This window comes from Labrenzia sp. THAF82 (genome assembly GCF_009363435.1).
In the GTDB taxonomy this organism is placed as follows: domain Bacteria; phylum Pseudomonadota; class Alphaproteobacteria; order Rhizobiales; family Stappiaceae; genus Roseibium; species Roseibium porphyridii.
Window position 1 is genome coordinate 1,152,791 of sequence record NZ_CP045354.1, and the last position, 24,888, is coordinate 1,177,678.

The following is a 24,888-nucleotide window of genomic DNA, read 5'->3' on the forward strand; positions in this document are numbered from 1 at the left end:
TTCTCGATCTTGCCTACCGTAGCTCCCGTCGAGATCGACGGTTTTGTTGTTCGTGCCGGGTTTTTGAAAGACAGCGCTTATTTTGCGTCCGGCGAAGGCGAGATTCTGCTGTCAGGCCAGGGCGAGACAAGGCTCCGGCCACACAAGGCCGGGTTGCTTGCAGCGGTGCCGAGCATTGATGGCAGCGCGTTGGTGACCTCCGGCGACGATGGATGCATTTATCAGTTTGGGTCGGATGGGACACCTGTCCTGGTCGCAGAACGCGCTCGAAAATGGATTGATCTCATTGCGACCGGACCTTCCGGTGCGGTCGCTTTTGCAAGTGGGCGCACAGCCTGGGTCCACCTTGCTGATGGCAGAGAAAAAGAGTTCGCCCATGAGCGTGCCGTAGGCGGTCTCGCGTTTGCGCCAAAAGGAACGCGGCTTGCCGTATCCAGATATGACGGTGCAACCATGTGGTGGGCGGGGACCGATGGAGATCCCGTCGAACTCAGTTGGAAGGGCGCACATCTCGGGATCAGCTTTTCGCCTGACGGCAAATACCTGGTTACGGCGATGCAGGAAAACGCCCTTCACGGTTGGCGTCTTTCAGACGCGCAAGACATGCGCATGACCGGTTATCCTGCAAAGGTCAAATCCTTCAGTTGGTCGGCCAAGGGAAAATACCTTGCAACATCCGGTGCCAACGCTGCAATCCTGTGGCCTTTCTCTGGAAAGACCGGTCCAATGGGGCAGACGCCTCTACAACTGGGGACGCGTAACGAAACTCTTGTTAGCGCTGTTGCGTGCCATCCGGAAGAAGATGTCGTTGCTGTCGGGTATCAGGACGGCATGATCATGATGATCCGGTTTGCGGACAAAGCCGAAGTTCAGCTGCGACGGCCCGGAAAAGGCCCCATTTCCACAATGGACTGGGACAAGGAAGGCAAAAGACTGGCCTTCGGAACCGAGGAAGCCGAAGCCGGATTGATTTCCTTGCAGGACTAAGTGAGCAAGCGCGCCTAGAGCTGGAGTGGCCAAAATGATGCGTATCTTCATGCTGGTTGTCATGGTGATGAGCGGAACAGCCACTTCCCAATTGCCGGAATTCTCACAGCAGTACCGGCAACGCCTTGGCGGTGCGATCGACGCGCTGGAAGAGATCCTTGCAGATTTCAACCGGGATGCGTCCGCGCACGGATTGACCTCCGCTGAAGCGATTGCGCGTCAGCAGTCGTCGGAAGATCCCTTTGTACGTGCGCGTGGTGACAGTATGCTCAATGCGGAGATCCGGTTAAGCAGGCTCAAAGAGCAGGAAGTTGATCTGCAAAATGCGGGGCCGATCGAACGGCTGGTGATTTTTACGCGTGGTTTTGATCCTCAACTCGCTCAGGCAACGGCGGAAGACTATGAGCCGGCAGTACCGGTTACGACCGCAGGTTTTGCGAGTGCTGGTGTCGGTGCTCTCATCGGTTTTCTTGTGCTTCGTGTCCTTGCGGGCGTCCTGCGCCTCGGACGCCGTCGGAGGACGGTTTCCGATGAACGTGTCTAGGATACGCACCCGAGACTTCCTGTAGCTGCAGTTCCCGTGCGCCTTTCCTTAGGGCGTCAACACAAAGGGGAAGGCGGCAGCTATCATCATTCCTGCGAACATCGCCCAGATTACGCTCCGCGACAGCGCCATCACGGCTACGGCAAGCAAGGTTGCGGTCACCGTCTTGAGGTCCGCGGTGACGAGATTTGACGCAACAAGTGCCGCGATCACCGACACGGAAAGCCCCTCCAAAAACCGCTCCGTTTTTGGGGTTAGGGTCACAAACGACATCAGGACGGCCCCTGAAATGCGGGTGGCGAAGGCCGCGGCAGCCAGGATCACCACGGCCAGGGCATAGGACCAATCATCTGTCATGGTTGAAAACTGCGGTAACGCCACCAATCACGGCTCCAAGTATGATGTTCCAACCCGTTGGCAGCAGAGAATAGGTCAATCCGGATGTTGCCATGGCGCAAGCAACGGGGATCACCATCGAGGGTGAACTGCGTACCATCCCAAATACCGTCGCAGCAAAGAAGCAGAGCATCACAACCCCGAACCCGTAGGCTTCTGTGTTGCCCAGCAAATCACCGCCATAAGCGCCTGCGGCTGTGCTGCCAACCCAAAAGACCCACAACATCAGACCGCCACCCAGCAAGGGACCGAGATCGGTTTCGCCGCGTTGGAGCGCTCTTTGAGAATCTGCAAAATTTGCATCGCTCAAGAATGCGAGCGTCAAGAGACGCCGTCCTACAGGCAGTTGGTTGACCCATTTCGACAACGCTGCGCCCATGATTATGTGCCTGCCGCTGAGTGCGAGCGCTACGAGGCCAAGCGAAAAGAAGGCTATTGGGTCTTGCAGGAATTCCAGTGCTGCGAATTGCGCTGTTGCCGTATAGGCGAAGACGCTCATCATTGTCACTTGAAACGGGCTTAGACCTCTTTCGGTTGCCGCGATCCCAAAGGCAATGCCGAACGGGATCACAAAGATGCAGACCGGCAGCAGCCTGTGCATACCACGAACGACCCCTTCACGAGTCAGCGTGGTAATTGGCTGAACCGTGTTGTGCTCAAAGTTTCTAACCATAATTCTGGTTAGACAAAACTTCCTGTTGAGTGTCAACCAGAGTAGCGGTTAGAATTTGCGCATGTGCTATTCCGAAGGACATCCCGTGCGATTGATCGGCGGCAGGCTCGCGCTTGATTTCGTCAATACGGCCGATTGGACTGCCGACGGGCATATTGCACATGAAAAACTGCGCAGCTTGGCCGATCTTACGCTTTGGCTTGAGGCCGTCAATCTGGACTCAAAGCCGTTGGACAGTTTGGCAAATCTCATCCGTTATCGGGCATCACTTCGGCAGATCCTCCTGTCTGGTGGTGATCCCAGCAGTTTGAACGCCGTTCAGGCTCTCTGTTTTGAAGACGCCTCAAGCGACCCCATCACAAGACGTCAGCCGCTCCAGGCCTTGCTCGCCGCCTCAGCTGTTTCACTGCTGGCCGATTCCAGGGAGCATGAACGGATCAAAATGTGCCCGGGTGAAAATTGCGGTTGGTTGTTCATAGACGAAACAAAAAACGGAAGACGGACCTGGTGCAGCATGGAAAGCTGCGGAAACCGCGCAAAAGCGGCGCGCCATTATGCGCGAAAGAAAAACCGGGCTCCGGCAAGGGTATAGAGACCCCCATTGCGTTATTCGCGGGTGTGGTCACATCGCCGCGGTAAGCAGGAGAGCCGTCGTGGACCTATTGGACCAAGGACGGTTTTGACCGGCAGGCACGCAAACTGTAAGCATTTCATTTGTATATGCCTGAGCGGAAGGAAAGCCGGATGGATGCAATCACCCGGATGCGATGTTTCATTCAAGTTGTAGATTCCAAAGGATTTTCCGCAGCTGCCCGGGAAATGGGACGTTCCAAGGCACTTGTCTCCAAATATGTAGGTGAACTGGAAGATGAGCTCGGTGTCCGGTTGTTGAACCGAACCACCCGCCAAGTGTCACTCACGGAAGTGGGGGAGGCCTACTACAAGGAAGCCATCGAAATTCTGCAACGGATCGATGATCTGCAGGCGTCCGTCCAGTCGTCACATCAGGAGGTACGTGGCCGCCTAAGGGTATCCGCTCCACGGTCGATGGGTGATGACAGTTTGAATCGTGCGATGATGCAGTTCCTGAAACAATACCCTGAAATCAACCTGGATCTGCGCCTGGAAGACAGATTTGTCGATCTGGTGGAAGAAGGATTCGACCTTGCCGTGAGGGTCTCTCAACTGGAGGATTCAAGCCTGATTGCGCGAAAAATTGCTCCTTTCAGAACGGTCGTGTGCGCAAGCCCCAAGGTCATCGAAGCGCATGGTGCCCCGCGGGTTCCATCAGATCTGGCAAGCCGCCCGTGCATTATCGATACGAACTATCGTTACAAGCAGAATTGGGCCTTCCAGAACGATGGTGAGCGGCTTTCCGTGTCGGTGAAGGGTCCTTTGGAAGTCAACAGCGCAGCAGCAGCGCGGGAAGCGGCTCTGTGCGATTTGGGGTTCCTCAGAACGCCTCAGTTCTTCGTGGCAGAGGACCTCGAAGCAGGACGGCTGGTGACCCTATTGGAAGACTACGAAGAGCCGATGAGGGGCATTCACGCGGTTTATCCGCATAGAAGGCACCTTAGCGCTAAGGTGCGTGCGTTTGTCGATTTTCTGGTCGACTGGTTCTCATCCGGTGCCGCAAAGGCATGAAGCCAAACTTTCTCAACATGTCAGAGATTCGCCTTAGGTAAGTGCATTTGGAACTGACTGATTGAAATATTAAGTACATACTTATTTGGAGATTTTTGACGTAGTTCACCTTCAATTCTTAAGTTTAGGCGTATTAATTGGATTTGTTCGACGCTTTGTCTTGCAAAGTTAATGTATACACACCACACTCAAACTATGAACGAAGCACAGGAACAAATCGCAGCTGGCCTGGAACAGGTGTTCTGGAGCCGTGGTTTTGCAGAACCGAGCGTGCCTGAATTGCGTGCTGGCGTTGGTGTCAGTATGAGGACGCTCTACCGACATTTCCCGTCCCGGGAAGCAATGATCCTCGGTGCTCTGGAACATCGCCATCGGCGATACCTGAAATATGTGCATGAAGGCGTGTCGCAACCGGGCCTGGAAGCTGCGGAACAGCTGTTCGACAAGCTTGGCGGCTGGATGCGCATGACAAACGGCAAGGAGTGTTTCTTCCGCCAGGCGCTTGCTGCCAACCCTGACAGCACGGATATCGAAGCGACAGTGAAACGCCACAAAGGTGAACTGGTGAAGTTCTTCGGCGAGTTGAGCGGTCAGGAAGAATTTGCGTCGACACTCTACTTGCTTCACGAAGGGGTAACTGCCTGCTACGCGGAAATGGGAGAACAGGCGGTTGAAGATGCAAAGACCCTTGTTCGTCAGATGTTCAAAACATCGAACGCGCGCAAATATTCCTGAATTCAACCGATACGGACAAAAAACGGCGACTCAGGTCGCCGTTTCTGTTTTTGATTTTATTGGCTTATGCCAGTCTTGCCTTCGCAAGCCGTTCTTCCGCCATTGTGTCGGCAACCTGTTCTGGCGTGGAATTTTCGGTTTCTGCACGCTTGAAGATAGCAGACAGCGTGTCACCAATCGCCACCGTCTTTTCGCGCACCACTTGGTCGTCTTCGCCAGGTGATGCCAGTGCAATGGAGATCACGCCGCCGGCGTTGATTGCGTAGTCCGGCGCATAAAGAATGCCGCGCTTTTTGAGGGCGATGCCATCGGCGGGGGTTTGAAGTTGATTGTTGGCGGCTCCCGCAACGACTTTAGCCTTGATCTGCGGAATGGTTCGCGCGTTGAGGCCGGCACCAAGTGCGCAAGGAGCAAAGATATCCACTTCAGCCATGTGAGCCTCCGCCGGATCCACTGCTGTCGCGCCAAACGCATCAATTGCCTTGAGGACCGCTGGGGCATGAATGTCCGAGACGACGAGGCTGGCGCCTGCGTTATGCAGCTGCCGGGCAACGTCAAATCCGACATGCCCAAGGCCCTGTACCGAAACGGTTCTGCCACTCAGGTCATCATTGCCGAATACATGCCGTGCGGAGGCCTTAATGCCTTGAAACACGCCGAGCGCCGTATAGGGGGAAGGGTCGCCAAGTCCGGTAGCACTTGTGCCGCGCACATGCTCCGTAAACCTTGCCACAGCCTCCATATCCTCTGGCGACACCCCGACGTCTTCCGCCGTGACATAGGTGCCTGACAGACGGTCAACATGCAGCCCGAAGGCTTCCATCAATTCCACAGACTTGTGTTTTCGCGGGTCTGCGATGATCACCGCCTTGCCACCGCCAAGATCAAGCCCGGCAAGTGCGTTCTTGTACGTCATGCCGCGCGACAGGCGAAGTGCGTCAGTCAACGCATCAGCGGGATTGTCATAGGGCCAGACACGGCACCCGCCAAGCGCCGGGCCCAGTGTGGTGTCGTGAACCGCGATGATGGCGTTCAGCCCGGTTTCCTTGTCTTGTACGAAAACGATGTTCTCATGTTCACCCATTTCCGGATGATCGAAAACCGCGCTGTGGTGAACAGATGTGTGCAAGGCATTCATTGTTGGCTCTGTAAGGTTGTTGTCATTGCAAATATTTTAGCCAGAAATTGAGGTAAATTGTCTTTCTTATCCTCAATTTGCGATCAGAATTAGGAGATACATTCCAATTTTTGTCGGGTTATGTGAAATTTGTTCCAGGGGAGTTTTGCGACGCGGTAGACGATTTGCCATCTTCCTGCCGTCTTCTCTGGCCAAGGAGTGCGCTGGCAATGTAAAAATATTGCATTCGTTCTTTTGGATGAGACCGTTGCATCTTCTCAACTTGAACCCAATTTCGGCCCTTCCTGCCGCCGGCGGCAGGATTTTGATGTGCATTTTTGCATTGATGCTGTCGGTTGTTGTTGTAGCGGCACACCCTCATGTTTTTGTCGAAGCCAGGACGAAACTGGTTTTTGACGAAAACGGCCAAGCCGTTGCCGTCAATCATATCTTTCGGTTTGACGATGCCTTCTCCGCATTCGCTATACAGGGTTTCGATACGAACGGAGACGGAGTTTATTCACGCGAAGAGCTTGCCGAACTTGCCCAGGTCAACGTCGAAAGCATGGCCGACTTCGGCTACTTCACATTTGGTGACAACACCCGGGTCGAACTGGATTTCAACACGCCCACCGACTACTGGCTGGAAGTGACGACGGTTCCGCTTTCAGACTATTGGACAATGAAGCCTGAAGACTTTGAAGCCATTCAGGAAGATGTCCGTATGAACGGTGGTACTGCTCCTGAAGACGTTCAGCTGTTGGAATTGCATTTCACGTTGCCGCTCAAGGATCCAAGCGATGCGGACAATGTGATCACGCTGGATGTCTACGATCCGACTTATTATGTCGACTTTCGGTTTGGCAGCGAAGATGAGGCCGTTGGCACCGTAAATCCACCAGGAACCTGTCAGGTCACACGCAAGGAACCGCCGCCACTCGACGACGCAACCGCATACGCACTTGCGCAAATCGGTCCCGAGCAGCGCGATCTGCCGCCGGAATTGCAATCGGCGGCCGCCTCGCAGGTCAATCAGATGATCGTAAATTGCAGTGCTGTGGCCGCCACGGCTGCCAGCATGAACGAAGGTGCCGGTCAAGCGGTGCCAACAGGTACGGCATCTGTTCCTGAGACCGATGTTTCGCAAGCTCTACAGCAGCAAGCCGATGCAACGGACACGAGGGCGGCAGACGTTGTCGAGTCCACCCAGTCCGTCGTGACAGTGATTGACGGTTCTGATGCCACCACCGTTCCGACAGGCATCCTTGACCGTGTTTTCGGGACGATTGCCGTCAAGCAAAAGGAATTCTATCAGGCGCTGGTATCAAGCCTCCGGTCGTTCAGGAACAACCCGAATGCCATGTGGCTTTTGATCGGCCTTTCCTTTGCATATGGCGTGTTCCATGCGGCCGGACCCGGACACGGCAAGGCGATCATTACCTCTTATGTCGTTGCCAACAACGAAACGCTGCGCAAGGGTATTGTTCTGTCCTTTGCTTCAGCATTTGCCCAGGCGGTGACAGCGATCGTTCTGGTTGGCGGTTTCGCCGTTCTGTTCAACCTGACGAGCATTGCAATTCAGGATACGGCCCGATGGTTCGAAATCGGGTCCTATGTGCTGATTACCGGGCTTGGTGGGTGGTTGCTCTGGCAGAAAGCAGTGCGCCCGTTTGCGGCCATGGTCGCCTCACGAACTTCTGGCGGTGAACTGGCCTTTGCTGGCGCAGGTGGCCATCATCACGGTCATGATCACCATCATGAGATCGGGGCGGATGGCATCTGTTCCACTTGCGGGCACGCGCACGCACCGACACCTGACATGGTGCAGGGCAGGATTACTTTGGCTCGTGCGGCCTCGATCATCCTTGCAGTTGGATTGCGGCCCTGCACAGGTGCTCTTGTTGTTCTTGTGTTCGCCCTTTCGCAAGGAATGATCCTCGCCGGTGTGGCATCCACTCTCGCCATGGCCGTCGGCACAGGCATTACCGTTTCACTGCTCGCCGGTCTCGCCGTCGGCGCTAAAGAGCTTGCCGTCAAGCTTTTCGGTGAAGGCAGCCCGATGTCGATCGGCATCCACAGGTCGATCGAGATTCTGGGAGCGGCGATTGTGTTTCTGCTCGGCCTGACGCTGTTGATTGCATCAGTGGGCTGGGGCTAAGGCGCACTCTTCTGTCTTTAAAGCGCCAGTCTTTTTTCCCTATAGGCTCTGGCCGCATCGCCAAACGCAGCAAACAGTTTCCTGGAAGGTCCATCGGTGGTCACCCAATATTCGGGATGCCATTGTGTGGCGAGAACGTAGCCTGGGCTGTCCTTTACCGAAACAGCTTCAACCGTGCCGTCTTCGGCCTGCGCTTCAATCGTGAGGCCGTTGCCGAGATCGCCGACAGCCTGTCTGTGGAGAGAATTGACTTCAAAGGGTTCTGCACCCAGCACCTTTTCCAAACAGCCGCCCGGTGCAACCTCAATCGGATGCGCGATGCGGAAGCGTTCATCCTGATTGTCCGATTGCGGCGCGCGGTGATCCCGCCGTCCGGTCATGGCCTGAATCTCGGTGTGCAAGGTGCCGCCTAGCGCGACATTGAGTTCCTGCATCCCTCTGCAGATCGCGAAGACGGGAATGCCGCGTTCAATCGCTCTTTTCAAGAGAGGTAAAGTGGTCGCGTCCCGGTCCGGATCGTAAGGACCGTTCTCCTCAGTCGGAACTTCGCCGTAAAGCTGCGGATTGACATTGGACCGGGCGCCCGTCGCAACCACACCGTCTACCTGATCAAGGGCTGCATCCAGGTCCATTTCCACGCCGAGGGATGGCAGGATCATCGGGATTGCATCCGAGCCTTTCAGAATCGCATGCAGGTAAGTCGAGATGACGGCGTGCCAATTGAAGCCGTCTATGGATTTCACGTCAGCAGTGACCAGGACGAGAGGTTTTGTCATGTTGAATTCCGAAAAAAGGAGGCATTGGTCTCAAGTGTGAATTGAGAGCCAGATGTAGCGGAGGTCGGGTTAGTCCAGCAATCCCAGATCTTGTGCGACTTTGTAAAGCTGGGCTGCATTCTTGTTGCCGACTTTTTCGCGCAGGTTCAACCGGTGCGACTCAACAGTGCGCACACTGATGCCAAGTTCCTTGGCAACTTCCTTGTTCGGCTGGCCCTTTGCCACAGCGGTCAGGACCTGCCTTTCCCGATCTGTCAGCCCGTATGGGTCCTCAACAGGTGCTGACGTTCCGGCTCCCACAAGTGTTGGACCAACCGCGGAAGAGAAATAGTATCCGCCCGTTGCGACGCTTGTGATCGCGGTGATCATCTCCGTTGCTGAGATGTCTTTCAGGATATAGCCGCGCGCGCCTGCCTGAACGACGCCGCGAACATATTCCGGGTTGTCGTATATCGACAGCATCAACACGGCGATGCCGGGCATTGTCTTGCGGATCTGCATAGCCGCTTCAAGGCCATTCATGACCGGCATTGAAACGTCCATGAGAAGAACGTCGGGTCTGAGTTCCTGCGCGAGCGCCAGCGCGTCCCGACCGTTTTTTGCTTCACCGACGACTTCCAGCTCCGGAACTTTCTGGAGACGGGCGCGGATACCGTCCCGAACCAGTTCATGGTCGTCAGCCAACAACACTCGAATGGGTTTGGTGGTGGCTTGTGGCGGCGGTGGATGCATCGTCATGCCGGTATCATGCCGCCTTTGCTGCCGCATTGTCGAGCGGCATCTGAACCTTGATCCGGGTGCCGCCGGAGGAACGCCGGCTCAGGGAGAGGCTGCCGCCATAGGTCTCGATCCGTTCGCGCATGTTGCGGAAGCCTAGCCCGCCGGATTTCGGCAACGGTCGGGGAAGTCCGACGCCATTGTCTTCGACGGACAGAACAAGCGACTGCAATCCGACTTTCAGGCTGATGCTGACCTCGTTTGCCTGGGAGTGTCGAGCCACGTTCGTCATGCATTCCTGGACCACACGGTAAAGGGCAGTTTTAGCGCCCTCCGACAATCTGCTGTGACATTGTTCTGCGGTCACATTTACGGTTATGCCGGACTGATTTTGAAATTCCTTGCCCAAACTGCCGAGAGCTGCAGCAAGTCCCATATCGTCAAGAACGCTTGGTCGAAGGTCGCGGGAGATCCTCCGAACTTCTGCAATCGTGCCGTCGAGTGTCTTCAGGCACTTGGCTGCCTGGACTTGAAGATCCGGATCCCTGTTCGCTTCGCTATGGATCATTTCAACGCCATAGCGCACGGAGACAAGCAATTGCGAGATGCTGTCGTGCAGTTCCGTTGAAACCCGCTTGCGCTCCTGTTCCTGGACCTGGAAAATCCGGTTGGTCAACTCTTTCAGTTTGCTGTCAGCAAACCGTTGTTCGGAGAAGCGCACGCCGGCGATCAGCGAGCCTGCAATAACGATGGCTGCAAGCGTGATCATGAAAATGACAAACAGGGTCTGTCGGATACTGAGAGCGAACTCCGTCCGGATCGCAGCAACTTCGCGTGCAATATCGTCAGTGTAGAGACCGGTACCGAGCATCCAGTCCCACTTGCTCAGCAGGATCGCATAGCCGAGCTTTTCTTCCACCGACCCGGTTGAAGGCTTGTGCCAGACATACTGATGAAATCCTCCACCTTCCTTGGCTGCTCCTATCAGATTGCGGATTACGTAGTCGCCGTTGTTGTCCTGCAGGTCCCACCAGTTGCCCCCGACCAGATGCGGCAGTTTCGGGTGAACCACATTGGTGCCGTCCAGCTGATAGACAAAGAAGTATCCATCATAGTCGAAGGTGAGGTTTTGGAGGATTTCCTTCACTTCGGCCTGGGCTGCCTCACGGCCGTCCGGCTCGTCTCTGTAAATCTGTTCAATGGACGTCAGTGCCAGGCTGACATAGTTGCGAATTTCCTGCCGCTTGGCGGCGAGAATACGTTGCTCGACGGACTGGGTTTCAGCATTGATGAGTTCAAGCGATTGATAGTAGGTCGCCCCCCCGATCAGCAGCGAGACCGCGATCAGCGGTAAAATGGTGATGAGCAGCAATTTGGTCTTAAATGTCACTAAATTCGCCCTCTTGTTGCACCAATACTCATTGCTCTTGCCATCTCTTGCGCACATCTCGGTAGAACTACTGAGAAGTTGCGCAGAACCACGAATAGATTTGCGGTCACTCCGTCAACTAGACATACGTCGAGATCGGTGCAAGTGTGTATTCCGATCTGAAATCGGGTCCGTTTAGGGAGGAAACTAATGGATCGTCGTTCGTTTATCAAAAAGGCTGGCCTGGGCGCTGGCGGTATTGCTGCTGGCTCCGCTCTTGCTGCTCCGGCAATTGCGCAGGGCACCACCGACATGGTGATCGTGTCCACGTGGCCGCGGGATTTCCCAGGACTGGGTATTCCGGCACAGCGCCTTGCCGCTCGTATCGCCGAGCTGACCGAAGGCCGTATCAACGTTCAGTATTTCGCTGCTGGCGAGCGCGTTGGCGCGTTTGACTCCTTCGACGAAGTTGCTTCCGGTAACGCGCAGGCCTACATCGCCGCCGACTATTACTGGAAAGGCAAGCATCCGGGTTGGGCAGCATTCACTGCTGTACCGTTCGGCCTTACTGTCACCGAAATGGACGCCTGGATTAAGTTCGGCGGCGGCCAGGAGCTCTGGGATGAGCTGGCAGCTGGCTTTGGTCTGAAAAACTTTGCTTGCGGTAACACCGGCGTTCAGATGGGCGGCTGGTTCAACAAGGAAATCGAAACTGCTGACGACCTGAAAGGTCTGAAGATGCGTATTCCGGGTCAGGGCGGTGACGTTCTGGCGAAACTCGGCGCATCTCCGGTATCTCTGCCAGGTGGCCAGATTTACGAAAACCTTGTCTCCGGCGCGATTGACGCGACTGAGTGGGTTGGCCCGTTCAACGACTACTTTATGAAGTTCTACGAAGCGGCCAAGTACTACTACTATCCGGGTATGCATGAACCGGGTGCCATGTTGGCCATGGGCTGCAACAAAGACTGGTTCGACGGACTTTCCAAGACCGACCAGGCCATCATCGCAGCAGCATGTGCGGAAGAAAACGCCAACACCATGGCGGAAACAAATGCCAACAACGGTGTTTATCTGAAGCGCTTGATCGAAGAACACGGCGTTGAACTGAAAGAGTTCAATGACGAGATCTACGATGCGTTCGGTGAAGCTGCACAGGAAGTTCTCGAAGAGGCAATGGATCACTCTCCAGAGTCCAAGAAGATCTTCGAAAGCGTTGTCAATGCGCGCCAGGAAATCGGCAGCTGGATGGCAATCTCCGACGTTGCTTATTCCAACAAGCGTAACCGCGTTCTGGGCATTCCGTCCTAAACATGGTTCGGAGCTAAAGGGGCGGGAGAAATCCCGTCCCTCTTCGCATTGACAAGACTAAAAAAGGCAAAGCCACGATGACGGCCTTGGACGGGGTTCAAGACGGCTCGTCTGCCATAAATTCCGACGGTTCACATTCGTCCGGTAGTGCTCGCATCTACCGCCTTTTCGGGTGGGTTGTGCTTGCAGTCATGGCAGCGTTTCTGATCAACAACTACCTCACGTATTGGCAGAACCTGCCCGGGATTTCCCCCATTTTCGGTGGAAAGGCAAACGGATCGATGCCGATCCTTTGGTCCTGGCTGCAACTGGCAATCTATGCGGCATTCGCTCTTTGGGGCATTTCCTACGTATTGCGATCAGGCGCAACACTGCGCGAAGACAGCGCCAGGATCAGTCAGATCAATGCCTATCTGATCCGAGCCGCGTTTTTTGCCGTGCTGATCGTAGGCCTTGTCGATGCTGCTATCTCATTTTTGCGTGTGGAAGGTTTGCTCGCAGGTGTGGTTGGCGAACAGCTGGCGGAAGATCTCGGCAAATCGCGCTTCCGTGGCGCATATGTTCATATGCCGCTGATCGCTGCATCGGTGGTGATTGCCGCTTTCACCAGAACGCTCGGTTTTACCTGGCTGGCACTGCTTGTTGTCGGTGCCGAGCTCATGATCGTGATCGGCCGTTTCGTTTTCTCCTACGAACAGGCCTTTCTGGCTGACCTCGTGCGCTTCTGGTATGCGGCACTGTTCCTGTTCGCCAGTGCCTATACGCTTTTGGAAGAAGGCCACGTGAGGGTCGACGTCTTCTATGCGGGCATGGCTGCGAGGACCAAGGGGTATGTCAATGCCGTCGGTTCCGTGGTCTTGGGCATGAGCCTTTGCACTGTGATCCTGGTTATCGGCATGGGCGGCAAGCAAAACATCATCAACAGCCCGATCTTGAGTTACGAAGTGACCCAGGCCGGATTTGGCCTTTACGTGAAGTATCTCATGGCGGGTTTCCTCGGTGTCTTTGCCGTGACCATGATGGTCCAGTTCGTGGCCTATTTCCTGGACGCTGTCGCCGACATTCGCGGTGAGCCCGGCGGACGGGATCATGACAGCCATTCTGTTCAATAGAGCCTGACGAGACCACTTGATATGGAACTTTTCTTCCTCTTCCTTCTTGTCGTCCTGATGGCTTTTGCCTTGGGGTCCGGCTTTCCGGTCGCCTTTGCCCTTCCGGGATCGGCCATTCTGACCATCGGCATTGCTGCAGGATCGGGATACCTGTTTGCCGGTGATCCGGCAGCCTATTTCGCCCATGGCGGGGCCGGACAGTGGCTTAGCGCAGGTGTCACGAACTTCCGAGGCATCTATTGGGAGGCGGAACGAGATACGCTGATCGCCATTCCGCTTTTCGTTTTCATGGGCATCATGCTTCAGCGCTCGAAGATTGCTGAAGATCTGCTCGTGACCATGGCGCGTCTATTCGGTCCGGTTCCCGGCGGTCTCGGCATTTCGGTGGTGTTCGTGGGCGCTCTTTTGGCAGCGACCACAGGTATCGTTGGTGCGACTGTAGTCGCCATGGGCCTGATTTCGCTTCCGGCGATGCTGCGCAACAACTATTCGGTGCCCTTGGCGACCGGCACGATTGCCGCGTCCGGCACGCTCGGTCAGATTATTCCTCCGTCCATCGTTCTCATCATTCTGGCCGACCAGTTGGCAAGTGCGGTGGATCAGGCAGGGTCGCTGCGCCAGACACTTTACAAGGACAGTACCGGCGAGATTTCCATGCCGTCGGATTTCTCGGTTGTCTCGACCAGCGCCGGTGAAATGTTCCTCGGGGCGTTTCTGCCGGGTCTTGTTCTGGTCGGCCTCTATATGCTGTTCATTCTCGGCTTTGCCCTGCTCAACCCCAAGGCGGCTCCGGCCGTCCATGAGGAAGGTACTTTCACACGAAAGTTCGCGGGCAAAGTGGTTATAACCCTGGTGCCGCCGCTGGCTCTGATCTTCCTGGTGCTCGGCTCCATCATTGCCGGTATTGCGACAGTGAACCAGGCCGGTGCCATTGGCGCCGTCGGTGCGATGATCATGGCCGGCTACCGTCTCCGCGAAGGCAAGAAGGGCGCTTATTCGCCGGCTATCCTTGCGGTGATCGCTCTGCTTGGACTTGCGATGGTGATCAGCTTCATCGGAGCGGTGAACATCAAGCTGGTTACGTCCAGCCAGGATGTGCTTGGTCTTGTGCTTGCGCTGATAGCTGTCTCTCTGCTGCTGATTGCCATTTTCTGGTCCGGCTGGCGCACGCTGCAACTTGAAAACACCTTGCGTGGTGTCATGGTGGAAACGGCCAAGACGACGTCACTGGTGTTCATCATTCTGCTCGGCGCTGCCATGCTCACATCGGCCTTCAGGGCCTTTGGTGGGGAGGAGCTTGTCAAGGACTTCCTGCAGGGTTTGCCGGGAGGTTTCTGGGCTCAGTTCCTGATCGTCATGCTGGTGATCTTCATTCTGGGCTTTTTCCTCGACTTCATTGAGATTGCCGTGGTGGTCGTGCCGATTGTCGCGCCCATTCTGCTTGCAGATCCGTCAGCAAACGTGACGGCCGTCTGGCTCGGTGTGATGATCGGTCTCAACATCCAGACATCGTTCCTGACACCGCCGTTCGGGTTTGCGCTGTTTTACCTGCGCGGCGTTGCGCCGGCAGTCGTCAAGACGCTGGACATGTACAAGGGCGTGATCGCCTTTATCTGCCTGCAATTGTTGGCGCTTGGTATTGTCGGCCTTTACCCGCAGCTGGTGAACTATCTGCCGAACCGGTCGACACTTCTGTCTGAGACTGCGCCGCCGCCCAAGAACCCGCGTCTGCAATACTGCATGGAGCGCCTTGTTCATGAGGATTTCCAGCAGAACGGCAGCTCGATTCTGACCGCGATCCAGAATGCGGAAAGTATCGACATGAGTTATCTTCCGGAAGATCTCCAGGAAGACATGGCCGAGGGTTTTGCGAAGGCAAGAGAAGCTCTGCCCTTGATGCAAGCCATCAAGGACGCAGAGAACCAGGTTGCTTCAGCCTCCGGCGACTACCGACCGATGCACATTCAGGTGCGGGCGCTGGAGCGCGATGCGCGCCGGATCGACGAACGCATCGAAGAACTGCAGGTTGTTGTCGACAGGTCCGGCGAGGGGGGTGTCTATTCTCCTGAGCAAGGCGAGCGTGCGCAGGCGCGTATCGAGGCTCTTCAGAAAGAGCATGACGCCCTGTTGGCCGAGATCCCCGAGGCCTGGGAAAATGTCTATGGCGAGTTCTCCCAGATCCAGAAAGCGGAAAACACAGCCCGGCTGACCTATCGCAGGACAGTTGACCAAGCCTATGAACCGATGCTGGAGTTGAAGGCAATCCTGGCCGATGCCGATACGGTTGCAGCTTTCAAACCGGAGCTGGAAGCGCTGAAGCAAGAGGTTCCCCAGCTTGAGCCGGATGCCGCAGTGGAAGCGATTGCTGCCATGCGGTCAAAGGTCGGTGCTGCAGAAGGGACCAGTGATATCCGAAAGGGTCTGACCGAAGCTCGCAAGATCATGCGGAGCCGTGAACCGAATGCGGAAGCCGCGGTTGAAGAGATCAACAAATCTCTGGAGGCGCTCGATGCGGATCTTGCCTGGCGCCAGAAAGCGGCAAATGAAATCCTGCCGCAAATTGCCGCCTATGACGCTGCAATTGTCAACAATATCGGTTTGCGTCAGCAAAACCGGTTGCCGAATGACATGGCTCTGGACGTAGCAGCCTGCCTGTCCGATCACAGGGACATTTCCCTGAGCTTCTGATCATCAGAACACACGTTATAAAGGAGCGGGAGGAACAATCCTCCCGCTCTTTTCTTTGGTTCTCCGGTTAAATAGGTTGGACCCGGCAAGATGGCCTTAAGGCCAGACAGTGCGGCCAGTTCATCGACAGGGGAGAGCGATATGCGACGAACAGGACGTTGCCTTTGCGGTAAAGTAACCTTTTCGGCAGAGGCGATGCCGCGCTTTCAGGCTTGCCATTGTTCCTCATGCCGCAAATGGGTTGGAGGCCCGTTCCTTTCCGTTCCCTGTGAAAGGGCCGAGTTCAAAGGACCCATCAAACGGTATGCTTCAAGCGAAGGTTTTGAGCGTGGATTCTGCGAGACCTGCGGATCCAACCTCTTCTTTCACCCGATTGGCAGCGGGTTGCATGGCATCCCGATTGGCCTTTTCGACGGTCAATCGGATCTGCCATTCAAGGCTGAGTTCTTCATTGACGAGAAGCCTGAAAATTATGCGTTTTCAAACGATACCAGACGCCTGACGGCTGCCGAGTTCAGGGACAAATTTCGCAAGTAAAGAAGCAGGCTTCAGGCCTTTGCCGGTATTCATCCGGTCCAATTTACGCCGCTTGCGAACATATAGCCCGATCCATAAACGGTTCTGATGACTTCAGCTTCGCCCTTTCTCGTCAGCTTTTTTCTGAGACGCGAGACTCGCACGTCAATCGAGCGATCCAGGCTTTCATCCCGCCCGCCATGCTCAAGCAGATAGTCACGCGTCAGGACCCGCTTCGGCGCGCGTAGCAAGGCTTCCAACAAAGTGGCCTCGCCGGTTGAAAGGAATGTTTCTTCTCCCTCGGGAGACGTCAGGCAGTGCGATGCCGGTCGATACGCCCAATTGTCAAACCGGGCAATCTCGACCTTTGACTCTGACTGAACCTGATCTGAACTGCGCCGCAAGATGGATCTGATCCTTGCCACGACCTCGCGCGGGTCGAATGGTTTGACCACATAATCGTCAGCGCCCAGTTCCAGCCCCAGAACGCGGTCTGTAGAGTGGCCGCGTGCCGACAGGACGATGATCGGGACCGAGGACTGACGTCTGATTTCGTTGATGAGGGCCATGCCTTCCATGTCCGGAAGTCCCAGATCCACGATACAGGCGTCCGGAGTTTCCCGCTGCAGCGCATCAAGCACCTGCGCCGCAGTTGAAAAAACCCTGCCTTCCATTTCAAACTGAAGCATGGCGTCAATCAGCAAATTGCCGATCTCCGGTTCATCATCGACGATGAACACCGAGCGTTTGGCGCTTTGAACCGAGTGTGTCTGCAATGGAAGCCTACCTCTTGGGTGAAAGAATCTGCTGCAGCGTGTCCGCAAGTTGATCATCTGCAAACGGTTTCGCCAAGACCGGGAATTCGCATTGTTGCCCATGACCTGAAAGCGAGGACCAGTCTGCATAGCCCGACATGAGCGCTATGCCGAGATCGGTGCGCTTTTGACGAATTTCGCGGGCCAGTGCCAGACCGTTGATTTGTCCTGGCATGACAATGTCGCTCAAGACCCCGCGAAGCTCGGGAAGGTCCAGAGCGAGTGAACGGGCATCCTCGGCACTTTCCGCAAGCAGCACACTGTAGCCAAGGTTTTGTAGTTGATCGGTGACGGTCGTGGCAACATCGGGATCGTCCTCAACCAACAGCAACAATTCGCCTTCACCCTGTTTGAAGTCATTTGCATCAGCTTCCTGACCAGGTGGACCGTCTTGTTTTTCGAGCCGTGTGAAAGGCAGATAAAGCGTAAAGCAAGTGCCTGTGCCAAGCGCGCTGCTGACACTGATGGCACCGCCGGATTGCCTCATGAAGCCATAAACCATGGACAAACCAAGCCCGCTTCCGGTGCCGAAATTCTTGGTGGTGAAGAATGGTTCGAACAGTTTGAGCTGAGTATCTTCATCCATGCCCGTTCCGGTATCTTCGACGCGGATTTCCGCAAAACGTCCCTTTTGAACACCAAGATCGTCGGCCTCTCGCTTGTTGAGGCGCGTCTCGGCAAGCGCAATGCGCAACGTGCCGCCTTCTGGCATTGCATCACGCGCGTTGAAAGCCAGATTGATGAGGGCCGTTTCCATCTGGGTGGGGTCAATACACGCGGCTATGTGCACATCCGCTATCTCGGTTTCCATCCTGACGGCTGACGGCAAGGACCCTTCCAGCAATCCGCTGACATTGGTCAGAACCTGGGCCAAAGGTACGGTTTGAGGATCGATTGCTTCGCCTCTGCTGAATGCCAGAAGGCGTTGGATGAGGTCCGATCCTCTTTTTGTCGCCTCGCGCATGGGCGCTACCTTGCTGTCCAGCGCCTGTTTTGAAACGGGTTCCTCCATCCGGCTGAGGCTCAACAGATTGCCCATCAAGATGGCGAGCAGATTGTTGAAGTCATGCGCAAGGCCGCCGGTTAATTTGCCCACCGCGTCCATGCGCTGAGATTGGACGAGGGCCGCTTCCGCCTGTTTCTGATCGGTTGCATCCAGAGACAACACAAAAATGCCGAGCGTTCGACCGTCCTGGGTCATGTCCGGAATGAGCGTGGAACGCATATAGGCAGTGGACCCGTTGGGCCGCTTGCGCTGATATTCATATGAAACCGCGTTGCCCTCAAATGCGTGGTTGATGTGCGGTTCGAGCTCGGAAAAAAGATCTTCGCCGACAACCTCAGGTGCTGGTCTTCCAGCAATCGAAACGACGGAATGTCCAAACCAGTCTGCATACCGGCGATTGGCGAACCGAAATACAGGTCCAGGTGCGATATAAGCAATCAGAGCTGGAATGTTGTCGGTGACGAGACGCAACCAGTCCTCGCTCTGTTGCAGCGCACGTGTGCGCTCCTGCACCGTGCGTTCGAGCTTCTCCTGACGCTGCCGTTCCTCGGTAACATCGGAATAGATCGTGACGAAACCGCCCTGCGGCAGAGGTGTTCCCGAGACAGCGATTATTTGCCCGTTCGGACGAACTCGTTCAAAATAGTGTGGTTCAAACAGCTTGGCTCGTTCGATCCTCCGGGCGATCTTGCCTTCAATGTCACCTTCGCCATATTCGCCGCGCTCGGCATTGACGCGAATGAACGCTTCCAGATGAGAACCGCGTTTGACGATTTCCCTTGGCATGTCGAGCATGTCGTAAAGCCCGCGGTTCCACGCAACAAGCCGAAGCTCGTTGTCGAACACCGTGAACCCCTGACTGATGTGATCGAGCGCTGCCTGTAGCAGGTCTATCTGTGCTCTCAGCTGTTGTGTCTCCTCCATGTGGCGAGAATAGTTCAAAATCGATGGAGACTGAACTGAAGAAACATAGTCCGAAAGGTGAGCCTTGAGGACCGAAGTCTTCTGAAGATGTGTGCAATTCAGTCGAGCGATCTAGACGATATCAGGCCCAGCTTGGTCGTAATTGGACCGCCTTTCGCAGAGTTTGGGCGCGATCTCTTGGCAATCAGAACTCAGATGGTGAGTTTTGGAAAGACGGCAGTAAGCATTTTAAAGGTGCGCTGATTTCAGTTTCCTTTGCGCTCTCCTGTGAAGGACGCAAGAATGCCTTTTCGACCAAGAGGGCTGCGCTTTTCAGTCAGAAACGTGTCACAGACATTGCATTTCAGGTCGAATTTTGAAGAATGGCGACGAATTCAGATTGCCATTGACCAAAAGAGCAGAATGACGAAACCCGACCTTAAGAAGACAAATCCAACGGTCCAGGATGTTGCACGCGCCGCCAAGGTTTCCTCGGCGACAGTGAGCCGCGCACTGTCCATGCCGGACCGTGTCTCGGTCGAAACCCGCAAAAAGGTTGCTCTGGCGATCGAGCAGACCGGCTATGTTCTGAACCATGCCGCCCGCAACTTGCGCCGGCGCGATACCGGGGCCATCGTCGCTCTTGTGCCTGATATCGGCAATTCCCATTTTTCAAACATTCTTCAAGGGATCGAAACCGTTTGCGCGGAAAAAGGTCTGAAGGTTCTGATTGCGGATACACGCAAACCCTCCATGTCACGCTCCAGTCTCAGCGACTTCTTCAGCCGCAACAATTGCGATGGGATCGTTATTATGGACGGTCACTTTTCGATAGCGGGCATTCGCGCAGCCAATCCCAAGCTGCCGCCTATCGTCACCGCAGGCGAATGGAGTGATGATCCCGCCGTACCAATCGCGGTGGTGGATAATCTGCTCGGCGCGGAATTGGCCGCGGCACATTTGCTGGAACTCGGACACAGGAAGATCGGGCATGTCACGGGGCTGCTCACGCACAAGCCGGGTTGCGACAGGCTCGACGGTTTCAAGGCGACCCTCTCGGGTGCGGGCCTCGATCCGGCAGCAAATTGGGTATTTGAAGGTGATTACACACTGGAAATCGGAACACAGGCCGCTGCCGCATGGTTGGAGCTGGAGGACAGGCCAACCGCTGTTTTCTGCGCCAGTGATCGCACCGCATTCGGGTTCATATCGGCGCTCAGTGCTGCGGGAGTACGTGTTCCGGAAGATGTCTCGGTCGTCGGCTACGACGACATCGACATCGCTGCCCATTTCGTGCCGCCGTTGACGACGGTTCATCAGCCCCGGCGTGCCATTGGCGAACGGGCTGCCAAGCTATTGCTCACACTGCTTCAAGGTGGGCGTCCCGATGAAGGCAGTGCCCTGCTTGAGCCCTGGCTCGAAGTGCGCAAAAGTTCGGTGGAGTTCGGCTGACCAGAAGGGGGCTGGCTGGCACATCACTTTTCAGAAGAGTTGACCGGAGACATGCTCGACCTTGTCGGAGTGCTCGGTCTTTGCTTCCAAATAGATGACTGCCGATTTCGTTGATTGTGCCTTCGGCATGATCGTTCCAAAGACAGCCAACAACGCTCCGGTCATATAAATGGAAAGACCAGTCAGGGTTAGCATTGAATAATGTGTCCGACCATCAAACAGCTGCAGCACAAAGACCATTGCGGGTCCGAGGGCGGTGATGGCCGCAATAACGGATGCAGAGACCAGTGGAACGGCCTTTTGGACCAGATATAGCGGGAAGGCGATAACTGCCAAACCGACGAGTACGATCAAGGTCAGCTCACCTGCAGGTGTCTCTTGAGCTTTGTCATCTATGCCAAACTTGAAGGCTGTAAAGGCGACAAGTGCATATAGAACAAATCGCAGACCGAATTGTGCAAGGGGTCCAACTCCTCGGGTGTTCAGGCGTACGGAGTAGAGAATAACAAACGCTGTGCAGCCACCGGAAAAGGCTGAAAGGCCCAAGCCAACCAGAGCATCGATCATGCCTCCGCGAACGAAGCCGGAATAGCCGAGTATGGTTATAGCGGCCAGTACAAGCAACGATATCAAAATGGTCAGATGCCCGACCTGGCTTGCCCGTGTCGAGGGGGATGCTGCTTCCGGCAATCCAAGCCTGGCGCCCATGATTGTTCCCAGTGGAACCATCCCGGAAAAAATGGTGAAGACTACCGCAGGTTCGATCAGTTGAACGGCAGCGAAATAGGATGTCCATGTGAGTGCGGCGAAGACGTTGAGGGCAACAACCGTTTTCCATGCGCGAATGGAAGCCACGATTTCATTTGGCCGCACCAGCAGTGTCGCAAGCGTGCAACCGCAAACGGAAATGCCAAAGACCCAAGCTCCAACGAGAAACGAACTCACGTTTTGAAAGACAGTGCCGAGATAGACCGCCTGAAACGCTTCAAGCGTCACAAAAGCAAGACAAAAGACTATGCCAACTTGTGTGGGCGACATTGCGTTTCAGCTCCAAATGATCTCGTAAAGGAATAAAAATCATGTAAAATCTCGAAAGAAAAAGGAGTTTTTCTCCAATTTGCATGAGAAAATAGAATGGATAATTCAACGTCCAATTTGCCACCTCTTTCTCGTCTGAAGCCCTTTGAGGCAGCTGCCCGATGTGAGAGTTTTTCACTGGCTGCTGAAGAGCTCGGGCTGACACAGACAGCGGTCAGCAAGCAAATTGCCCTTTTGGAGGCTGAGCTGGGATTGGCGTTGTTTGAACGTCGAAATCGGGCCGTTTTCCTGACTGAGGATGGACGCAGGCTAGGTCAGGTCGTCGGTTCTGCACTGTCGGAAATTGCCGCGGAAATTGCGATCTTGCGCGGTAACCGACGCGGTGGTGAACTGGTTCTTCATTGCCAGCTATGTGAGGCATTCTATTGGCTCATGCCGCGCCTTTCCCGGTTTCATCAACAAAATCCGGGTATCGAGTTGCGGGTCGTGAGTGCGCAAAAGCCATTGACGCACGCTTCAGGCGTTTTCGACGTCGCGATCCAGACGTCCGGACGCGCGTCCGGTTCCGCCCGCCTGGCTTTCACAGCCGCTGACGAGGTCTTTCCGGTTTGCGCACCAACGTTAGTCGAGCAAGCTAATCGGCCTGTCGAACCGGCATCGCTTGTGAGTTATCCGCTCCTGACCCATGTTGTCGTCCCACAGGACTGGATGACCTGGCCGGAGTGGTTCAAAGGTGTTGGTGCATCCATGCCGGTAAAGCCCCGTTTCGTCGAGTTTGACAGCTATCCCCTTGCACTTCAGGCAGCCGTCGCGGGTCAAGGCATCGCGCTTGGATGGCGGCGGACAACTGAAGGCATGATCAGTGAAGGCAAACTGGTCCGACCGTGCGCTCAATTCGTATCGCGGCCAACCGAGATTTCCGTCTATCGCGCCACTGGACGTGACGAACACAAGAGCACGGAGCGCTTGTTGGGCTGGCTTGAGAATGAACTGACTTAGTGAGGGGCAAGCTGCATTGGCCGTCTTTTCCCACCACACGTCCATGGGCAACAAGACGATAGGGAAAAGTCAACAACGGCTACTGCGTCTTGAAGCCCTGCCGATAGTCTGAGGGGGCAACACCAAGAAGGCGCAGAAAAGCCCGGCGCATGCGTTCTTCGTCGTTGAAACCGCATTGTGCCGCAATCCGTTTGATACTGATGTCCGTCGTTTCCAGAAGGTCACGGGCCTTTTCCGTGCGAATTGCCTCAACGGCCTTGGCCGGCGTCAGTCCCATTTGTTTGGAATAGAGCCTGGAGAAATTGCGGGCACTCATGTTCACACGCTCCGCCAGAACCTCCACTCGAAGGTCGCATTGCAGATTATCTGCAAGCCAATGATGTAGTTCTTCGAACCGCCCGGTCGTATCAAGCAACTGGCGGCCAAGAACCGGGCTGAATTGCGACTGACCACCAGATCGAACCATATGAGTGACCATGGATCTGGCCACCTTGAGCGCGGATTGCCGACCTAGATCCTCAGCGACAATAGCAAGGGCCAGATCCATCCCTGCGGTGATGCCGGCGGATGTCCAGATGTGGCCGTCTTTGATGTAGATGGGGTCGATTTCCACATGCACTCCTGGGAACGTTTCGGCAAGCATCTTGCAATCTTCCCAGTGCGTTACGGCTCTGCGACCTTCAAGCAGACCGGCAGCTGCGAGGACCAGTGCACCTGAGCAGACGGAACAGACACGCTCGGCCTTGGATGCCAGCAACGTTACTTGCTGAAGAAAACTCACATCCAGCATGGCCTGGTTGGCACCGTCTCCCCCGACGACAACGAGTGTGTTGATCTGGCGATCGCGGTATCGGGAAACCGGCTCGCTCGGGATTGGAACCACCGTATTCGTTCTGACCATGTCGCCTTTGCTGGATACCACTGCACATGCATACCCGTTTTTACCTGTGGTCTGTTCAAGTGCGTGACTGAAAACCTGCAAAGGGCCAACAAGATCAAGGAGGACGATGTCGGGATAAACGAGAAAGACAACCAGTTTCGGACTAATGGTGCTCTCAGATGATTTGGCAGAAAATGAGGTCATATTGTCATTCATGCCATGATGCTGATTGATAGTCTATGCGAAGACATAAAGGAGACACGTCATGCTATTGCTCAAACCGAATTGCGAATGTTGCGACAAAGACCTTCCACCAAGCGCCGCCGATGCGCGCATGTGCACATTTGAATGCACGTTTTGCGCAGATTGCGCCGAAACGAGGTTTGGAAACATCTGCCCAAATTGCGGCGGGAACCTCGTTGAGCGGCCGATCCGCCCTGAAAGGCATCTATTGAAGAACCCGGCATCCACGAAACGGTTCACGAAGGCTCATGCCGAATGCGCAGACCTTTATGCATGAACTCTGGAGGGTGTGATGCGAGACTTGCCATACATATTGAACTGGCGACGACTGACCGAGCGGATCACATCTTCAGGTCAGCCAACGGAAGAGCAGTTTGCAGATCTGAAGAAGCTGGGCGTGACCCATGTCATTAATCTTGGACCGCATCATAACAAGGGCGCGCTTGAAGACGAGCCGGGGACCCTTTCAAAGCTTGGTTTGGACTACATCTATGTACCAGTGGAGTTTGATGATCCGACTGATCAAAATTTTGAAGCTTTCTGCGATGCTCTGGAGAGTCTTCCAGCGACACAAGTCCATGTGCATTGCATATACAACGCGCGTGTCAGCGCCTTTTTTTACCGATACGCGAAATCCGGACGCGGACTTTCCGAAGCAGACGCCTTTTCTCTCATGGATGGCATCTGGCGGCCTGGAAATGACTGGGCGAAATTCATTGGCAGCGAAGCTGCGGTGGGTCAGCCAAACCGCTATGCCGGCGAAGACTACTGAGACACTGGCGGGCTTCGATCTCAAATGAAAGACACTC

24 protein-coding genes are annotated in these 24,888 nt (G+C 55.2%); 14 read left to right on the forward strand and 10 right to left on the reverse strand.

Going from position 1 to position 24,888, the window contains the following annotated elements; genetic code table 11:
• Positions 1–9: 9 nt before the first annotated feature.
• On the forward strand, positions 10–987 hold the full coding sequence (locus FIV00_RS05585) for a WD40 repeat domain-containing protein (protein WP_152499819.1): 978 nt from the start codon (positions 10–12) through the stop codon (positions 985–987).
• 34 nt (positions 988–1,021) lie between these two features.
• Positions 1,022–1,531 carry a DUF2937 family protein gene (locus FIV00_RS05590; RefSeq protein WP_152499820.1) on the forward strand — a complete coding sequence of 170 codons (510 nt, stop codon included), beginning with the start codon at positions 1,022–1,024 and terminating at the stop codon, positions 1,529–1,531.
• A 48-nt stretch (positions 1,532–1,579) separates the two neighbouring features.
• Here the strand turns inward: FIV00_RS05590 and FIV00_RS05595 are convergent, their stop codons facing one another.
• Together FIV00_RS05595 and FIV00_RS05600 are read right to left on the reverse strand one after the other, a co-directional pair.
• Positions 1,580–1,888, reverse strand: coding sequence for an AzlD domain-containing protein (locus FIV00_RS05595; protein WP_152499821.1), 309 nt, complete (start codon positions 1,886–1,888; stop codon positions 1,580–1,582).
• Positions 1,878–2,528, reverse strand: coding sequence for an AzlC family ABC transporter permease (locus tag FIV00_RS05600; RefSeq protein WP_209006821.1), 651 nt, complete (start codon positions 2,526–2,528; stop codon positions 1,878–1,880). Before FIV00_RS05600 ends, FIV00_RS05595 begins: the two co-directional genes overlap by 11 nt.
• Positions 2,529–2,661: 133 nt before the next feature.
• On the opposite strand from FIV00_RS05600, the gene FIV00_RS05605 reads away from it, so the two are divergent.
• The 3 genes from FIV00_RS05605 to FIV00_RS05615 all read left to right on the forward strand — a co-directional run bounded on the left by FIV00_RS05605 (position 2,662) and on the right by FIV00_RS05615 (position 4,979).
• A complete protein-coding gene (locus FIV00_RS05605) occupies positions 2,662–3,192 on the forward strand; it encodes a CGNR zinc finger domain-containing protein (protein WP_152499823.1) in 531 nt (176 codons plus the stop codon).
• Between the two features lie 152 nt (positions 3,193–3,344).
• Entirely contained in the window at positions 3,345–4,244 is a 900-nt protein-coding gene (locus FIV00_RS05610; RefSeq protein ID WP_152499824.1) for a LysR family transcriptional regulator, read from the forward strand.
• Positions 4,245–4,439: 195 nt separating this feature from the next.
• Positions 4,440–4,979, forward strand: a complete 540-nt coding sequence (locus FIV00_RS05615) for a TetR/AcrR family transcriptional regulator (protein WP_152499825.1) — start codon at positions 4,440–4,442, stop codon at positions 4,977–4,979.
• A 64-nt stretch (positions 4,980–5,043) separates the two neighbouring features.
• Here the strand turns inward: FIV00_RS05615 and FIV00_RS05620 are convergent, their stop codons facing one another.
• Positions 5,044–6,117 carry a Glu/Leu/Phe/Val dehydrogenase dimerization domain-containing protein gene (locus FIV00_RS05620; RefSeq protein ID WP_152499826.1) on the reverse strand — a complete coding sequence of 358 codons (1,074 nt, stop codon included), beginning with the start codon at positions 6,115–6,117 and terminating at the stop codon, positions 5,044–5,046.
• Between the two features lie 307 nt (positions 6,118–6,424).
• Between FIV00_RS05620 and FIV00_RS05625 the strand changes: the two genes are divergently transcribed.
• The gene (locus tag FIV00_RS05625) at positions 6,425–8,254 is read left to right on the forward strand and encodes a DUF1007 family protein (RefSeq protein WP_209006822.1); all 1,830 of its coding nucleotides are present in this window, start codon (positions 6,425–6,427) and stop codon (positions 8,252–8,254) included.
• Between the two features lie 17 nt (positions 8,255–8,271).
• Here FIV00_RS05625 and FIV00_RS05630 read toward each other — a convergent pair whose 3' ends face one another.
• The 3 genes from FIV00_RS05630 to FIV00_RS05640 all read right to left on the reverse strand — a co-directional run bounded on the left by FIV00_RS05630 (position 8,272) and on the right by FIV00_RS05640 (position 11,137).
• Complete coding sequence (locus tag FIV00_RS05630; protein ID WP_152499828.1) at positions 8,272–9,030, reverse strand: gamma-glutamyl-gamma-aminobutyrate hydrolase family protein; 759 nt, start codon at positions 9,028–9,030, stop codon at positions 8,272–8,274.
• A 69-nt stretch (positions 9,031–9,099) separates the two neighbouring features.
• Complete coding sequence (locus FIV00_RS05635; protein ID WP_209006823.1) at positions 9,100–9,768, reverse strand: response regulator transcription factor; 669 nt, start codon at positions 9,766–9,768, stop codon at positions 9,100–9,102.
• A 7-nt stretch (positions 9,769–9,775) separates the two neighbouring features.
• Positions 9,776–11,137, reverse strand: a complete 1,362-nt coding sequence (locus tag FIV00_RS05640; RefSeq protein ID WP_152499829.1) for a cache domain-containing protein — start codon at positions 11,135–11,137, stop codon at positions 9,776–9,778.
• 189 nt (positions 11,138–11,326) lie between these two features.
• Here FIV00_RS05640 and FIV00_RS05645 point away from each other — a divergent pair, with 189 nt between their 5' ends.
• From FIV00_RS05645 to FIV00_RS05660, 4 genes are all read left to right on the forward strand, one after another.
• Complete coding sequence (locus FIV00_RS05645; protein WP_152499830.1) at positions 11,327–12,427, forward strand: TRAP transporter substrate-binding protein; 1,101 nt, start codon at positions 11,327–11,329, stop codon at positions 12,425–12,427.
• 77 nt (positions 12,428–12,504) lie between these two features.
• Positions 12,505–13,539, forward strand: a complete 1,035-nt coding sequence (locus FIV00_RS05650) for a TRAP transporter small permease subunit (protein WP_152499831.1) — start codon at positions 12,505–12,507, stop codon at positions 13,537–13,539.
• A gap of 21 nt (positions 13,540–13,560) precedes the next feature.
• Positions 13,561–16,227 carry a TRAP transporter large permease subunit gene (locus FIV00_RS05655; protein WP_152499832.1) on the forward strand — a complete coding sequence of 889 codons (2,667 nt, stop codon included), beginning with the start codon at positions 13,561–13,563 and terminating at the stop codon, positions 16,225–16,227.
• 141 nt (positions 16,228–16,368) lie between these two features.
• Complete coding sequence (locus FIV00_RS05660; RefSeq protein WP_152499833.1) at positions 16,369–16,764, forward strand: GFA family protein; 396 nt, start codon at positions 16,369–16,371, stop codon at positions 16,762–16,764.
• Between the two features lie 29 nt (positions 16,765–16,793).
• Here the strand turns inward: FIV00_RS05660 and FIV00_RS05665 are convergent, their stop codons facing one another.
• Together FIV00_RS05665 and FIV00_RS05670 are read right to left on the reverse strand one after the other, a co-directional pair.
• Positions 16,794–17,519, reverse strand: coding sequence for a response regulator transcription factor (locus FIV00_RS05665; protein ID WP_209006824.1), 726 nt, complete (start codon positions 17,517–17,519; stop codon positions 16,794–16,796).
• A gap of 7 nt (positions 17,520–17,526) precedes the next feature.
• Positions 17,527–19,488, reverse strand: coding sequence for a PAS-domain containing protein (locus FIV00_RS05670; RefSeq protein ID WP_152499834.1), 1,962 nt, complete (start codon positions 19,486–19,488; stop codon positions 17,527–17,529).
• Between the two features lie 402 nt (positions 19,489–19,890).
• Between FIV00_RS05670 and FIV00_RS05675 the strand changes: the two genes are divergently transcribed.
• The gene (locus tag FIV00_RS05675) at positions 19,891–20,919 is read left to right on the forward strand and encodes a LacI family DNA-binding transcriptional regulator (RefSeq protein WP_173005893.1); all 1,029 of its coding nucleotides are present in this window, start codon (positions 19,891–19,893) and stop codon (positions 20,917–20,919) included.
• Between the two features lie 30 nt (positions 20,920–20,949).
• Here FIV00_RS05675 and FIV00_RS05680 read toward each other — a convergent pair whose 3' ends face one another.
• Positions 20,950–21,957, reverse strand: coding sequence for a hypothetical protein (locus FIV00_RS05680; protein ID WP_152499836.1), 1,008 nt, complete (start codon positions 21,955–21,957; stop codon positions 20,950–20,952).
• Positions 21,958–22,053: 96 nt separating this feature from the next.
• Here FIV00_RS05680 and FIV00_RS05685 point away from each other — a divergent pair, with 96 nt between their 5' ends.
• Positions 22,054–22,956: a LysR substrate-binding domain-containing protein gene (locus FIV00_RS05685; protein ID WP_152499837.1), complete on the forward strand. Its 903-nt coding sequence runs from the start codon at positions 22,054–22,056 to the stop codon at positions 22,954–22,956.
• Positions 22,957–23,035: 79 nt separating this feature from the next.
• On the opposite strand, the gene FIV00_RS05690 is transcribed toward FIV00_RS05685, so the two are convergent.
• Complete coding sequence (locus FIV00_RS05690) at positions 23,036–24,040, reverse strand: GlxA family transcriptional regulator (protein ID WP_152499838.1); 1,005 nt, start codon at positions 24,038–24,040, stop codon at positions 23,036–23,038.
• Positions 24,041–24,101: 61 nt separating this feature from the next.
• Here FIV00_RS05690 and FIV00_RS05695 point away from each other — a divergent pair, with 61 nt between their 5' ends.
• Complete coding sequence (locus FIV00_RS05695) at positions 24,102–24,356, forward strand: DUF1272 domain-containing protein (protein ID WP_152499839.1); 255 nt, start codon at positions 24,102–24,104, stop codon at positions 24,354–24,356.
• A 15-nt stretch (positions 24,357–24,371) separates the two neighbouring features.
• On the forward strand, positions 24,372–24,851 hold the full coding sequence (locus FIV00_RS05700) for a protein tyrosine phosphatase family protein (protein WP_152499840.1): 480 nt from the start codon (positions 24,372–24,374) through the stop codon (positions 24,849–24,851).
• Positions 24,852–24,888: the final 37 nt, after the last annotated feature.